Annotated in this window: 12 protein-coding genes; 6 read left to right on the top strand and 6 right to left on the bottom strand. The window is 70.1% G+C overall.

Features of this window, described 5'->3' with window-relative positions; translation table 11 throughout:
• Positions 1-27: 27 nt before the first annotated feature.
• On the bottom strand, positions 28-642 hold the full coding sequence (locus H4W30_RS00230; RefSeq protein ID WP_126733422.1) for a (2Fe-2S)-binding protein: 615 nt from the start codon (positions 640-642) through the stop codon (positions 28-30).
• Positions 642-1,502 (bottom strand): putative RNA methyltransferase, encoded by an 861-nt coding sequence (locus tag H4W30_RS00235; protein WP_192740936.1) that lies wholly within the window; start codon positions 1,500-1,502, stop codon positions 642-644. The genes H4W30_RS00230 and H4W30_RS00235 overlap by 1 nt, the downstream gene beginning before the upstream one ends.
• Before the next feature lie 175 nt (positions 1,503-1,677).
• Between H4W30_RS00235 and H4W30_RS00240 the strand changes: the two genes are divergently transcribed.
• The 6 genes from H4W30_RS00240 to ku all read left to right on the top strand — a co-directional run bounded on the left by H4W30_RS00240 (position 1,678) and on the right by ku (position 8,003).
• Positions 1,678-3,072, top strand: coding sequence for an ammonium transporter (locus H4W30_RS00240; protein ID WP_192740937.1), 1,395 nt, complete (start codon positions 1,678-1,680; stop codon positions 3,070-3,072).
• Positions 3,069-3,407 (top strand): P-II family nitrogen regulator, encoded by a 339-nt coding sequence (locus H4W30_RS00245; protein ID WP_020630602.1) that lies wholly within the window; start codon positions 3,069-3,071, stop codon positions 3,405-3,407. Before H4W30_RS00240 ends, H4W30_RS00245 begins: the two co-directional genes overlap by 4 nt.
• 9 nt (positions 3,408-3,416) lie before the next feature.
• Positions 3,417-5,732, top strand: a complete 2,316-nt coding sequence (locus H4W30_RS00250) for a [protein-PII] uridylyltransferase (RefSeq protein WP_192740938.1) — start codon at positions 3,417-3,419, stop codon at positions 5,730-5,732.
• A 44-nt stretch (positions 5,733-5,776) separates the two neighbouring features.
• On the top strand, positions 5,777-6,619 hold the full coding sequence (locus H4W30_RS00255; protein WP_192740939.1) for an EamA family transporter: 843 nt from the start codon (positions 5,777-5,779) through the stop codon (positions 6,617-6,619).
• Between the two features lie 92 nt (positions 6,620-6,711).
• Entirely contained in the window at positions 6,712-7,104 is a 393-nt protein-coding gene (locus tag H4W30_RS00260; RefSeq protein ID WP_192740940.1) for a hypothetical protein, read from the top strand.
• 50 nt (positions 7,105-7,154) lie between these two features.
• Positions 7,155-8,003: a non-homologous end joining protein Ku gene (gene ku, locus H4W30_RS00265; protein ID WP_192740941.1), complete on the top strand. Its 849-nt coding sequence runs from the start codon at positions 7,155-7,157 to the stop codon at positions 8,001-8,003.
• Between the two features lie 253 nt (positions 8,004-8,256).
• Here the strand turns inward: ku and H4W30_RS00270 are convergent, their stop codons facing one another.
• The 4 genes from H4W30_RS00270 to H4W30_RS00285 form a co-directional block, all read right to left on the bottom strand.
• Complete coding sequence (locus tag H4W30_RS00270; protein ID WP_192740942.1) at positions 8,257-9,261, bottom strand: NlpC/P60 family protein; 1,005 nt, start codon at positions 9,259-9,261, stop codon at positions 8,257-8,259.
• Positions 9,262-9,339: 78 nt separating this feature from the next.
• On the bottom strand, positions 9,340-9,822 hold the full coding sequence (locus tag H4W30_RS00275; protein ID WP_192740943.1) for a poly-gamma-glutamate biosynthesis protein PgsC/CapC: 483 nt from the start codon (positions 9,820-9,822) through the stop codon (positions 9,340-9,342).
• The gene (gene pgsB / locus H4W30_RS00280) at positions 9,822-11,003 is read right to left on the bottom strand and encodes a poly-gamma-glutamate synthase PgsB (protein ID WP_192740944.1); all 1,182 of its coding nucleotides are present in this window, start codon (positions 11,001-11,003) and stop codon (positions 9,822-9,824) included. Before pgsB ends, H4W30_RS00275 begins: the two co-directional genes overlap by 1 nt.
• On the bottom strand, positions 11,000-13,357 hold the full coding sequence (locus H4W30_RS00285) for a hypothetical protein (protein ID WP_192740945.1): 2,358 nt from the start codon (positions 13,355-13,357) through the stop codon (positions 11,000-11,002). The genes pgsB and H4W30_RS00285 overlap by 4 nt, the downstream gene beginning before the upstream one ends.
• Between the last annotated feature and the right edge of the window lie 75 nt (positions 13,358-13,432).

Here is a 13,432-nt window from a genome sequence, read left to right on the forward strand (position 1 = left end):
CGCCTTCGAGCACGTCGCGAAAGCCACTCACCCGAGCGCCGCGCGCAGCCGCCGGTCTCTTTCCTCCGGGGTCTGCCGCGGGCAGCTGGTGCACTTCGGGTTGCCCGCTTCGTAGATCAGGCAGCAGGAAGCACGGCGTACCACGGTGTTCCGCCCGATCCGGGAGAACCGCGGCTCCGGCATCCCGAGTCCGATCGCGGCCACGAGCGGCCCCGCCAGCTCGATCGCCCGGGCGGTGTCGCCGGTCCACAGCAGACGGTTGCCGATCGAATCGGTCGCGATCGCGCCAAGCGCGCGCGGATTCGCCCCCGTGACGGCCGAGATCGTGCCGATCGCCGTGCTCAGCGTCCCGGCGAACGCCGCACCGAGTTCGGCGAGGCCGCCGTCGAGGAGCCGTGACGACCGGGCGCCGGTGAAGCGTCCATCCGGGACGAGTTCGATCGTGACGGCGTCGAGCGACGGGTCCAGCGGCTCACCACGTACGAGCGACTCGACGGAGGGGGCGACGAGGACGGAAGACAGCGAGTACCACCAGATCGTGCCGAGCACTTCGGGCCGCGAGCAGCCGTAGAGCTTCGCGGCGCCGCCGATGCGGGCGCCGACCCATGCGGCGTCGGCGAGCAGGGTCGCGGGTGCCTCCATCAGGGCACCGGCCGGTACAGCGTGACACTGAACGAGGTGGTGACGTCCATCGGCGCGGTGATCGCGTCGAGGCGTTCACGGCGGCCGTCACGGTGCAGGTGGTGCGCGCTCGGCCCCATCTCGACCACCTGGCGGATCTGGGCCGGCGCCAGCGTCACCTCTTGGGTGACCTCGTGTCGCTCCACCCGGGTGAAGCGGTCGCCGAGCGTGTCCTCCAGCCGCGCGTCCTTGCCGCTGTCGACGGAGATCACCAGGTCGCCCAGTTCCCTGAGGTGTCCAGGGTTCGGCGTCGCGACTACCAGCAGCCCGTCCGCGGTCAGGACGCGGTGGAACTGCGGGGCGTTGCGGGGCGCGAAGACGTTGAGGATCAGCGAAGCGCTCGAATCCGCCACCGGCCAGGGTTCCCACAGATTCCACACGGCCGCGCCCGCGCGCGCGTGCGCGCGAGCGGCCCGGCGCAGGGCGACGGCGGAGACGTCGAGCGCGAGTCCGTACGCGGCGGGGACGGCGTCGAGCACATGCGCGAGGTAGTACCCCGTGCCCGCCCCGGCGTCGATGACCATCCCATTCTCGACGTGATCCGAAGCCACCTTCGCGAGGGCGTCGGCGAGGGGCAGATAAGCACCCGAAGAAAGGAGGTCGACGCGGGCCGCGACCATCGGCGCGGTGTCCGCCGTGCCGGCGGGGATGCGCGCATGCAGAAGATTGACGTAACCCTGCTTCGCTACGTCGAACGAGTGGCCCCGGTCGCAACGCACCGTGCGCTCGGTTAGCCCGACCGGGTCACCGCAGACCGAACACCGCAAGGACCGGACGATCGCCGGTGGCAGGGGGTCATGGCCGGAAACACGCGCGTTCATGGGCCTATTCGACCACGAGGTTTCGCAACCGGACAGAACGCACCAGGTCAGCGGAAACCTGGCCGTAACAACGCCGTACCGACAGTTCACGCGGGTGAAACCTGAATCGCCGCCCGAGGAAACACCGCGGTCCAAAGATTCCTGCGCAGTACACCCCAGGCACGGGAGGAAGATTGTGCTGAACGCAGGAGACACCGCATGGGTGTTGATCAGCGCCGCGCTGGTCATGCTCATGACACCGGGACTGGCGTTCTTCTACGGCGGCATGGTCCGCGCGAAGAGCGTCCTGAACATGTTGATGATGAACTTCATCGCGCTCGCCGTAGTCGGTGTCCTCTGGACGCTGTACGGCTTCACGATGGCGTTCGGCAACGACATCGGCGGAGGATTGCTCGGTAACTTCGACTTCGCCGGGCTCACGGACATCTCCGGCAAACTCGCCGGGTTCGCGACCGCCGCCACCGACACCGCGCCCGAGGTCGCCTGGCCCGGCGCGGACGCGTTGCCGCTGTTCGCCTTCGTGATGTTCCAGCTGATGTTCGCGATCATCACGCCCGCGCTGATCTCCGGTGCCATCGCCGACCGCGCCAAGTTCTGGGGCTGGACGCTGTTCGTCGCGGTGTGGGTGACCATCGTGTACTTCCCGGTGGCGCACTGGGTGTTCTCGTTCAACGGCTTCATCGGCGCGGATTCGGTCGGCGGCTGGATCGCCAACCAGCTCAAGGCGCTCGACTTCGCCGGCGGTACCGCGGTCCACATCAACGCCGGTGCGGCCGGTCTGGCGCTGGCGATCGTGCTCGGCAAGCGCAAGGGCTGGCCGAAGGGCACCGGACGCCCGCACAACGTCCCGTTCGTGCTGCTGGGCGCCGCGTTGCTGTGGTTCGGCTGGTACGGCTTCAACGCCGGTTCGTCGCTGGCCGCCAACGACCTCGCCGCCGTCGCGTTCACCAACACCACCGTCGCGACCGCCGCCGCCATCCTCGGCTGGCTGATCGTCGAGCAGATCAAGGTCGGCAAGCCGACCACCCTCGGTGCCGCTTCCGGCGCCGTCGCGGGTCTCGTCGCGATCACCCCGGCGGCCGGTTTCGTCAGCCCGCTGGGCGCCATCGCCATCGGCCTCATCGCCGGTGCCCTGTGCGCGCTGGCGATCAGCCTCAAGTTCCGCTTCGGTTTCGACGACTCCCTCGACGTCGTCGGCGTCCACCTCGTGGGTGGTCTCGTCGGCACGCTGCTCATCGGTTTCTTCGGCACCACCAGCGTCAACTCGCTCGGCGTAGACGGCCTCTTCTACGGCGGCGGCCTCGGCCAACTCGGCAAGCAGGCGCTCGCGGCGGTCGTCGTCCTCGGCTACTCGTTCGTGCTGACCTTCGTCATCGGCTGGGTGATCAAGAAGCTCGGCGGGTTCCGCGTCAGCGCGGAGGACGAGGTCAGTGGTATCGATGAGGCCCAGCACGCGGAGAGCGCGTACGACTTCACCGGTTCGGGCGGCGGCCTCGGCCAGCCGAGCTCCATCCCGGTCAAGCCGTCCTCCGGAAACGCGGCCACGAAACTCGAGGAGAGCAAGGCATGAAGCTGATCACCGCGATCGTGAAGCCGTTCACGCTCGACGACGTCCGCTCCGCGCTGGAGCAGCTGGGCGTGCTCGGCATGACGGTCAGTGAGGTGCAGGGCTACGGCAGGCAGAAGGGCCACACCGAGGTCTACCGGGGTGCCGAGTACTCCGTGGACTTCGTGGCGAAGCTGCGGGTCGAGGTCGTCACCGACGATTCCAACGTCGAGAAGGTGCTCGACGCGATCACCACCGCCGCGCACACCGGCAAGATCGGTGACGGCAAGATCTGGGTGACGCCGGTGGAGACGGTCATCCGGGTACGCACCGGCGAACGCGGCTCGGACGCCCTATAGGCGTCACGGATGGCCGACGGGGGTGAACTGGTCAAGGCCACCGAGCGGTTGCTCGAGGGCAGGCACGGAAGGCTGGGGGCGTCCGCGTTGCGGGCGGCCCTGGTCGACCTCTACGAATTCTGGTTGGGCAAGGGCGCTGCGGCGGCCGGCGTCGACACCGCTGAACCCGGTGTCGCGCTGGCCGCCGTCGGCGGCCTGGGGCGCAGCGAGCTGGTGCCCTTCTCCGACCTCGATCTTTTGTTGTTGCACAACGGGAACTCGCGGGTAGGCGAGATCGCCGACGCGATCTGGTACCCGTTGTGGGACGCCAAGATCGGCCTCGATCATTCGGTACGCACGCCGGGTGAGGCGCTGAAGGTGGCGTCCGAGGATCTGCGGACCGCGATGGGGCTGCTCGACATCCGCCATATCGCCGGGGACGCCGAGATCACCGCCAGGCTGGCGGCCGCGGCACGGGACCAGTGGCGGCGGACCGCCAGGAAGCGGATGGACGAACTGTCGGACGCGGTGCGTCAGCGCTGGGCTCGCAGTGGTGAGATCGCGCAGTCCGCCGAGCCGGATCTCAAGCACGGCCGGGGCGGGCTTCGCGATTTCGCCGTCCTGGAAGCGCTTGCGGCGGCACAGCTGACGGCGAGACCCGGCGAGGAACTGCTGGCGGCGAAGAGTCTGCTGCTCGACGTCCGGACCGAACTGCGCCGGGAACTCCGCCGGGAGCGGGACATCCTCAGCGCGCCGGAGGCCGAGACGGTCGCGGGCGAGCTCGGGTTCGGCGACCGGTTCACCTTGGCGCGCAAGCTTTCCGGTGTCGGCCGGACGATCGCGTACGCGGTGGACGTGGCACTCCGGTCCACTGTGGAGCCGCCGAAGGCGCGGTTCGGGCGGCGGCCGGCGCGGACGCCACTCGACGAAGGTGTCGTCCTGCACGGGAACGAGGTCGCCCTGGCGCGGGACGCGGTGCCCGCCAAGGATCCGGCCCTGCTGCTGCGGGTGGCCGCGGCGTCGGCGCGGATCCGGAAACCCATCGCGCACGGGACCCTGCGATCACTCGCCGAAACCGCGCCGGAACTGCGTGCGCCCTGGCCCGCCGACGCCCTCAAGGCGCTGGTGGAACTGCTCGGCGCGGGCGAGGGACTCGTCGACGCCGTGGAGGCGCTGGACCGTACCGGCCTGTGGGCGCGTCTGTTCCCCGAATGGGGCGCGGTGCGGGATCTCCCGCCGAGGTCGCCGGTGCATTCCTGGACCGTCGACCGGCATCTCGTGCGGGCCGCGGTCGAGGCGTCGAAGCTGACGACCACCGTTTCACGGCCGGATCTGCTGCTGATCGGCGCGCTGCTGCACGACATCGGCAAGGGCCGCGACGCGGACCATTCCGAACTCGGCGCGAAGATCAGCGCGCAGGTGGCGGCCCGGCTCGGGCTGCCGGAGGCGGACGCGGCGCTGGTGTCGGCGATGGTCCGGCATCACCTGCTGCTGCCGCATACCGCGACGCGGCGGGACATCAGCGATCCCGCCACGATCCAGCGGGTGACGAAGACGCTCGACGAGAACCTCGTCCTGCTGGAACTGCTGCACGCCCTGACGACGGCCGATTCGCTGGCCACCGGGCCGGGCGTGTGGACCGACTGGAAGGCTCGCCTGCTCGCCGAACTCGTGTCCGGTTGCGAAGAAGCGTTGCACGGCAAGGGTTTCGTGCCGCCGGAGCCGATGGGGGCCGAACAGCGTGAGCTCGTCGCCGAAGCGGTCGCGTCCGGTCGTGGCGAAGTGCGCATCACCGCCGCGGGCAAGGTCGTGACCGTGGTGCTGGCGGTCCCGGCCCGCGCGGAACTGCTGGCTCCCGCGGCCGGCGTGCTCGCGCTGAACTCGCTCGAGGTCCACGCGGCGGTGCTGCGCGGGCACGACGGGGGACGGGCGGGAGTCTTCACGGCGTCTCCGAAGTTCGGCTCGCTGCCCGACGTCACCCTGTTGCGTGAGCAGTTCGCGCGAGCGGTGGCCGGGACGCTGCCGCTCACCCAGCGGCTCGCGGCGAAGGAACGGGACTACGGCGGAGGGGAGACGCCGTCGGCGGGAGCGAAGGTGATCTGGTTCGACGACGAGACCAGCGGGCACGACACGGTCGTGGTCGAACTACGGGCCGCGAACCGGATCGGACTGCTGTACCGGGTCGCGGGCGCGCTGCGCCGATGCGAAGCCGAGGTGCGCTGGGCGAAGGTGGCCACGCTCGGTGGCGCCGTCGTCGACTCGTTCGCCGTCGCGCCGCGGGCGGGCCGCGTCGACCAGGAGTGGCGGTCGAAGATCGAAGCCGCGCTGCTGGCGGCAGCTTCCTGACTCCGTTGATCGTTTGAACCCACGGCCGCCGGGTAGCCAGTGGCATGCCGGACCCCACCCTGCTCGCGTTGGGGTCCGCGCTGTCCTACGGGTTGGTCGACTTCGCGGGCGGCCTGCTCGCGCGGAGGGCGGCCGCCGTCGCCGTCGCGTTCGCGGGGCAGGCGGCCGGTTTCGTCTTCATGCTCGGCACGGCTTCCCTGCTGACGCCTGCCCTTCCGGCCCTCCCGGACCTCGGGTGGGGTGCGGCTTCCGGGGTGGGCACGGGCATCGGCATGGTCTTCCTGTTCCGGGCGATGGCCGGTGGCGCGTTGAGCATCGTGGTGCCGGTCAGCGCGGTGGGGAGTGTGACACTGCCGGTGATCGCCGGGGTGGCGTTACTCGGCGAACGTCCCTCGGCGACGGCCTGGTCCGGAATCGGGCTGGCGATCTGCGCGCTGTGGGCGGTGTCGCGTTCCGGCCGCGGCGAGGAGCCGGGGGCGACGTCCGCCACTCGTGTCGCGCTCATCGCGAGCGTGGGTTTCGCCGTCCAGTACCTCGCCCTCGCTCAGGCGGCACCGCAAGCCGGTCTCTGGCCGTTGGTGGCGAGCAGGCTCGCCGCCACGCTGACGATCCTGCCCATGGCACTGCCCTCGGGACGCGGTTTGCGCCTTCCTCCACGCCTGGCGGTACTTTCCGCGCTGAACGGGTGTTTCGCCGCGCTTTCGCTGATGCTCTACCTGTTCGCCACCCGGGAAGGACTGACCTCGATCGCCGTCGTCCTCGCGTCGTTCTACCCCGTCGTGCCGGTGGTGCTCGGCATCGTGGCACTGCGTGAACGGCCGTCCCGGATCCAGGCCGCCGGGCTGGCCGGAGCGGCGGCCGCGGTGGTCCTGCTCGGCTACGGCTGACCCGGGACCGGGGTGTCGCGCGAATCGCGGAGGGTAGCGGTGGCAGGATGTGCGCGGTCGAGACCCGAAGGAGCCGGAGGGGCGGTGAGCACGTGCTCGACCACGAGCAGGACTCGCCCGGACCGCAGCGGATCACGCTTCCGCCGACGGTCGTGGCCTCCCATCTCCGTGCGTGCGCGGACGACCTCGCCGTCTCCCTCACCGCGTCCGGCCCCGCCGCGACCGTGCCCGAACTGCTGAAGGTGGTCCGGCACCTCGTCGCGGGGCAGCAGGCGCTGGCCATCGCGCTCGAAGGCATGGCCGGGCGGGTCGAAGGCGGCGGTGACGGCGCGCTGGCCACCGCCCCGATGGTCGACGTCGAGGTGGTCGCCGAAGTGCTCCGTGCGGCGGCCACCGCTGTCGACTGTTCGGCGGAGGCACTCGCCGAATCCCGCCCGTCATTCGAATGTGTGAGCGAATCGGTCGCCCCTGACACCCGTTTGTAGCTGTCCCGCCCCTTCGGCGCGTGGATACGCTGACCAGGCGGAGGTGGGCCATGCGAGCGGTGTGGAAAGGCACGATCGGATTCGGGACCTACGCCATTCCGGTGAAGGCGTACAGCGCGATCGAAGAGCACAACGTCCCCCTCCACCAGGTGCACGAGCCCGACGGCGGCCGGGTGCGGGTGAAGTGGGTCTGCGAGGTCGACGGCGCCGAGGTGCCCGCGGCCGAGATCGCCAAGGGATATCCCGTCCCCAACGGCGACGTCGTCCTGCTGACCTCCGGGGATTTCGCGTCGCTGCTCCCGCCGACCACCCAGTCGATGGACGTCGTCGGCTTCACCCCGGCCGAGCAGGTCGACCCCATGTACTTCGCGCGCAGCTACTTCCTCGAGCCGGAGCCTGCCGGCACCAAGCCGTACGTGCTGTTGAGCGAGGCGCTGCAGCAGTCCGGGCGGATCGCGATCGTGAAGGTGACCCTGCGGCAGCGCGAAACACTGGGCGCGCTGCGCGTGCGGGACCAGGTGATCCTGCTCGAGACGATGCTGTGGCCCGACGAGATCCGGCGGCCCGACTTCCCGTTCCTGCACGAGGACGTCGACCTGCGCCGCGGGGAACTGCGGAACGCGGTCTCGCTGATCGAGGACCTCACCCGGGATTTCGACCCCGGCCGGTACACCGATCACTACCGCGAGGCGCTCGAAGCGCTCATCCAGGCCAAACTGGACGGCGACGACGTCCTGCGGCCGACCGCCGCCGAACAGACCGAAGGAGTCACGCGGCTGCTGGCGGCATTGCAGCAGGGCCCGGTCGAGAAAGCCCAGGAAGCGGCCGACAAGGCGCGCGAGGCAAGGACGCGGGCGAAGCGGACGGCGTCGTCGGGGTCGTCGGCCAAGACCAGTTGAGTAGATCTACTCAGGGGGAGTTGGGGGTCTTCACGCTGCCGTGACCCCAGGGTGACCGGGCAAGCTTATGTCATCGCGCGGAGAGAGCGCGGGCAGCGAATCGCCTGGTACTGGGGGTCCGGCGATACCGAGTCCCGCGAAACTCGCCAAGTGTGCTTACGGTCGGCTCGCGGGGAGGCGAGCCTTCCGTAGGGGCTCCGGTACCGGTCTGCGAGGGGCGACCGGTCCCGGAGCCCTGTTTTCGCGGCCCGTCTCAAAGTCGTTTGGCCGCGCGGAACGCCTTGGCGTAAGTACCTTCGCCGTCGATCAGCGACACACCACCGGCGTCGCCGAACGTCGGCCCGTTGGCGACCTTGCGGCTGGACAGCACCCGCCGCTTCCCGTCGTTGTCGATGCCGAGGTAGATCCCGGTATGCGATACCCGCGGCCCGAGATGGGGCTCCAGATTGAAGAAGAGAACGTCACCGGGCTGCAGTGCCGAGTAATCCGTCGCCTGTTTCCCGGTATCCGCGACCACGGGCGTTCCCGGCCCGAGTTCGGACATCGCCCAGGCACGCCTTGGCAGCCCCGGCCCCTTCGTGTTGGTGCCGAGCAGCGGGTAGCCCGCGCGGTAGCCGTAGACCATCCGCACGAAACCGGAGCAGTCGAGCGAACCGAAGCGGGCGGGCTCGGCCTTCTCGTGCTTGTCGGGGAAATCCCAGTCGACGCCGAGGAAATCGTAGAAGTCCGACTTCTCGAGCCGTCCTTCGGCACTGTCGGGGCCGAAGGAGGCGTCGCCCGCGATCCGGAGCTTCTTGGCCTTCTGGGCCGCCGAGCCGTCGGTGTACTGCAACGCGATGGCGAGAAGGTCCGGCGAGGTGTCACTGACGGCCTTGGACAACCAGTCGCGTGCCCACGGTTCCTTCTCCGCGCCCTCCTTCCAGGCCTGCGGCGCGAACCGGATCCAGGCAGACGAGGTGATCGTGGCCTCGGTGAACTTCGGCTCGGTGAAGGTCCGGCTCCGGCCGGTCAGCATGACCGTGCGCGAGCCGTCGGTGAACGACGCCAGCTGGGTGCCGGCGGAGTCCCGGACGATCGTCCTCGCCGGGGCGGCGAGCCGTTCGTACGAATACCCGCCCACCGCCGCCGCGCCCGGCGTCGCCGCGGAGGCGGACATGGCGGTGATGTCCTGGTTCTCCTGCTTCGCGACGTAGAACGCGGCCGTGCCGGACACCCCGATCACCGCGACCAGGACACCGATCCGGATTGCCTTGCGCATCACCGAGACCTCAGCTTCTGTTGGTGTGGAAAGGGCGCCCTGCCACCGAGGTACACCTTCAGCTCCGCCACCAAGACCTCACAACGTGGGGACCAGCCCGACCAGCACTCCGCTGATCAGGATCGCGTAACTGGCGAGACTGACCCCCGCGGTGGCGAAGACGGTCGCCGCCGGAGGCTGCCGGACCAGTTGGTAGGCCACCAGGCCGGGCACCACGAAACCGAGGGTCTGGTGGACGAACAGTAGCGGGAAGTCGGCTTGGAGGACGAGCAGCAAGGTCGTCTGCAACACGACCCCGAGCAGCACCACCGCGGCGAACAACCGCTTGCCGTAGAGGATCACCACGCGTTGCAGCACCTTCGTGCCCGCGTACGTCAGCGCGGTCATCAGCACGATGATCGCCGCTCGCCGGAAGTCCTCGACGATGGTCAAGGCGATCCAGCCGGGCGTGATCATGCCGCCGGGGGACAGGTTCGTCGTCAGGTAGCAGACCAAAGACAGCAGCAGCCCGATGGCGAGCCCGATGGTGGCGACCTCGGCGGAGAGGGAGGTGGTGAGCATCAGGAGGCGACCGTTTCCAGTTTGGCGAGTTCGTCGATGAGCAGTTCGCCCTGTCCGTGGATGTTGCCGATGGCGACGAGTGACGCCTGCCGGTCGATGCCGCCGATGATCCCGCGCAGCAGCTCTTCGGGACGCCGTGAGCCGCCGAGGTCGAGGACGCGGTCGTGCCACTCGTGGGGGATCGCGGTCCGGGCGCTGCGGGTCGGGTCGCCGATCAGCACCACGCGCTCCGGGGCGATACGGGGGATCAACGCGCCCATCTGGCCGTTGCGTTCGACCCGGTCGGGGCGGCAGTTGATGATCACGTGCAGCGGATCGGCGATCGCGCCCTGGCTGCGGAGCTGGTCGATGTTCATCAACGTCGATTCGGGGTCGTTCGCGGCGAAGACGTTCGCGAACCGCAGCCTGCGCCGCCCCGCGCGATAGTGGTGGACCTGGAGGACACCGGGGTCCGGCGGTGCGGCCCACATGCCTTCGAGCGCCAGCCCCCGGTTGACCTTGAGCAGATCCGCCACGGCCAGCGCGATCGCCACGTTCTCCTTGAAGGTGATCCAGCTGAACCCGCGCATCTCCTCGTCGGTGACCGATTCGGGGTCGACGGCGATCAGACGGCAGTTCCGCTTGTCCGCCTCTTCCTGGAGGATCGCGAGCCGGTCCTTCTCCGCGGTGAGGCAGATCCCGCCGACCGGCATCGAGCGGCTCAGCGAGCGGGCCACGTCGTCCAGTGTCGGGCCCATCTCGGCGAGATGATCCTCCCGGACGTTGCAAAGGACGCCGATGGTGGAGCGGATCAGCTTGCTCTGGTTGATCTCCTGCAGGTCCGGCATCACCGCCATGCATTCGATCACCAGCGCGTCCGGCCGGTAGGCGGCGGCACGGCGGACGATGCCGATCTGCTCGACGACGTTGGCTATGCCGAACTTGCGGTAAACCGGTTCTTCGCTGCCGTCGGGGTGGATGAACCGGGCCGCGGTGCCGGTGGTCTTCGCGGCCGTCACCAGGCCGCCGCCGCGCAGCGCGCCCGCGCAGAGACGGGTGATCGACGATTTGCCGCGGATGCCGTTGACCAGTACCCGCGTCGGGATGCTGTGCAGGTTGCGGTAGTGGTTGCGTTGCTCGAAGATCCCGGCGGCCAGCATCGCCACCGACGCGGTGAGCAGCACGAAGTAGAGAAACGTCACTTCGGGTTCCGGCCTTGTTCGACCAGCCGCCTCGGCGGCTTCTGGGGTTCGTGCCGCCGCACCGGGCGACGAGGTGGGAGCCGTGTTTCCGGACGGCGAACGGCGCCCGGTGGCTTGACGGCTTCCGAGGGCTCCTCCGGCAGATCCTTCACGCGCCGGAGCAATTTGGTCTCGTCGGTCGCCGCGCCGGCCGGTCGGCGGACCTCGCCGAGGCGGGCCTTGCCGTCGGTCAGCGCCTGGCGGCAGATCTCGACGCAGGACGCGATGGTGCCGATCTCGTCCTGGCGCTGCGGGTACACCACGGCACCCAGCCCGACGCCCTTGGCGATCGGTACGGCCGATTCGGCGATCCGGCGTAGCGGCAGCACGACGACCAGCAGGTGCCAGGCGTACGACATCAGCGCGACGACGGCGGTGAGCAACGCGGCGACACGGGCGCCCGCCCGCACGGTGTTGTCCGCGACGCCGAGGGAGCCGATCGGCTGTTCGGCGACGACGACCCAGTTCAGCGCGGCGGCGTTACCGTCGTCGGCGAGGCGCTCGGCCGCCACGAGGGTCGTGGCGGTGGTTTCACGGGCGTCCTCGCCGGACCGCGCGGTGGTGATGTTCTTGACCAGCACGGGATCGGTGAGCTCGGAGAAGGCGAAGTAGCCCTCGGTGTCGGCGATGGTGCGCTTGCCTTCGTCGACCACCCGGACACGTCCGCCCGCCGACTCGAGCACCGAAGCCATCCGCGGCACGTCGAATTCGCCGACCAGGACGTTGGCCGAGTTCGGCACGTGCGCGAAGGCGTAGACCACGGGCACCCGGCCGCTGGTGTTGTGCTGGCGCAGGCCGGCACCGTCGGGGAGTTTGCCCGGATCGCGCAGGGATTCGCGCCCGGCCCGTTGGAGTTCCCCGCCTTCGGCGTCGGCGAGGTAGACGCTGCGGAACCGGCTTTCGCTCGTGGCGAGCCGGTCGAGCATGCCGTGCAGCTGGTCCGGCTTCTTGTCCGCGCTGAGCCGGGCGACGGCCCGCAGGTCGCCGAGCCCCTGGGAGAGGCTGCGGCGCAAGGTGTCGGCCGTATGCGCGACCCGGTCGCCGTACTCGCTGAGCATGCTGGGAGAGACGGCGGCGTGCTGGCGTCCGAGCGTCGCGGCGACGGCGACCGACCAGCCGAGCAGCATCAGCGAGACGAGCGCGATGACGAGCTGGGCGGAGAGGAACGGCTTGAGTTTGGCGCGGGGCCTGCGCCGGCCGAGCTTCGCCCGATAGCGCTCGACAGCCCGGGTCAGCCGGTTCACTTCGCGGATGCGGGACTGACGGACCGGCCGGTCGAGGACGCCCGCCGCGACGGCGAGCGCGTCGGCGCGAAGGCGCAGGATCGGGTCGACGAGCGCGCGGCGCAGCAGCACGAAGCCGGCGATGGCGATCACCAGCAGTGCGGCCGCCGGGATCAGCCCCGGCCAGCGCGCGGGTACCGGCTCGACCGGGAAGCGGCTGAGCGTGACGGCGGCCAGCCCGAGGCTGCCCTCGACGCCGTCCGAGGCGACCGGCGCGAAGGCCACGACCGGCGCCACCCGCCGGTCCGGCTTGACCGGGTCGGTCCCGGAGTCACCGGTGAACACCCCCGACTCCCCGGCGGCCGCGGCGGCACCGGCGCGAGCGAGGAGATCCTGGGCGGTCCGGTCGTCCTTGGGCGCCTCGGTGCCGTGAGAGTGGAGCAGCGTGCCGTCCGGGGTGACCAGCCTGAGCTGTTCCTTGATGTCCTTGTCCAGCTCCGGCGCGGCCCCGCGCAGCACGGTGGAGACGACGAGGAGCCGTCCGGCGCGGGCACCGGAGAGCGGGAGCGCGGTGATGACGAGCGGAGTGCCACCGGGACGGGCGATCGGGCGGACCGTGAGCTTCTGGACGGTGGCGCCCTGGAGGTTCTCGACGGCCACCGGCTCGCCGTGCGTCGCCAGTACCTTCCGCGCGGCGGGATCGAAGACGACGATGCCGCGCCAGTCCGGGTAGGTCTCGCCGAGGCGGTCGAGGACGGCGTCGTCGTCGGCGTTGTCGAACACTCCGGAGCCGGTCGCGACCTGCAGGTCCCCGGCGGCGGTGGTGGCCGAGGTGGCCAGAGCCTGCGCGAGGGCGGCGGTCGCGCGTCGCCGGCTTTCGACGACCTCGTCCGGGACGACGTCGGCCGCTTTCGCGCCGAGTGCCGAAAACGGCCCGGCCGTGGACAGGTAGAGAGCGGTGAAGGCGGTGATCATCAGCAGCAGGACGAAGCCGGTCGCGGACGCGACCTTCACGCCGCGCGGGAATCCCGCCTCCGGGATCTGGTCGCGAAGCCGCGCCACCGGATCGAGCCGGTCCTTCTGCCGAGTCACCTGACCCCAGGCCTTTCAGTTTTACGATCGGGGAGATCGCTGCCCGGTCGGGCGGTAGCGGAACCTGCACCCAAT

Source organism: Amycolatopsis roodepoortensis (assembly GCF_014873915.1).
Lineage (GTDB): Bacteria > Actinomycetota > Actinomycetes > Mycobacteriales > Pseudonocardiaceae > Amycolatopsis > Amycolatopsis roodepoortensis.

Excerpts from the sequence above, each read along its gene's own strand:
- H4W30_RS00230 (WP_126733422.1), bottom strand. The coding sequence starts at position 642 with ATGGAGGCACCCGCGACCCTGCTCGCCGACGCCGCATGGGTCGGCGCC.
- H4W30_RS00235 (WP_192740936.1), bottom strand. The coding sequence starts at position 1,502 with ATGAACGCGCGTGTTTCCGGCCATGACCCCCTGCCACCGGCGATCGTC.
- H4W30_RS00245 (WP_020630602.1), top strand. The coding sequence starts at position 3,069 with ATGAAGCTGATCACCGCGATCGTGAAGCCGTTCACGCTCGACGACGTC.
- H4W30_RS00250 (WP_192740938.1), top strand. The coding sequence starts at position 3,417 with ATGGCCGACGGGGGTGAACTGGTCAAGGCCACCGAGCGGTTGCTCGAG.
- H4W30_RS00255 (WP_192740939.1), top strand. The coding sequence starts at position 5,777 with ATGCCGGACCCCACCCTGCTCGCGTTGGGGTCCGCGCTGTCCTACGGG.
- ku (WP_192740941.1), top strand. The coding sequence starts at position 7,155 with ATGCGAGCGGTGTGGAAAGGCACGATCGGATTCGGGACCTACGCCATT.
- H4W30_RS00270 (WP_192740942.1), bottom strand. The coding sequence starts at position 9,261 with ATGCGCAAGGCAATCCGGATCGGTGTCCTGGTCGCGGTGATCGGGGTG.
- H4W30_RS00275 (WP_192740943.1), bottom strand. The coding sequence starts at position 9,822 with ATGCTCACCACCTCCCTCTCCGCCGAGGTCGCCACCATCGGGCTCGCC.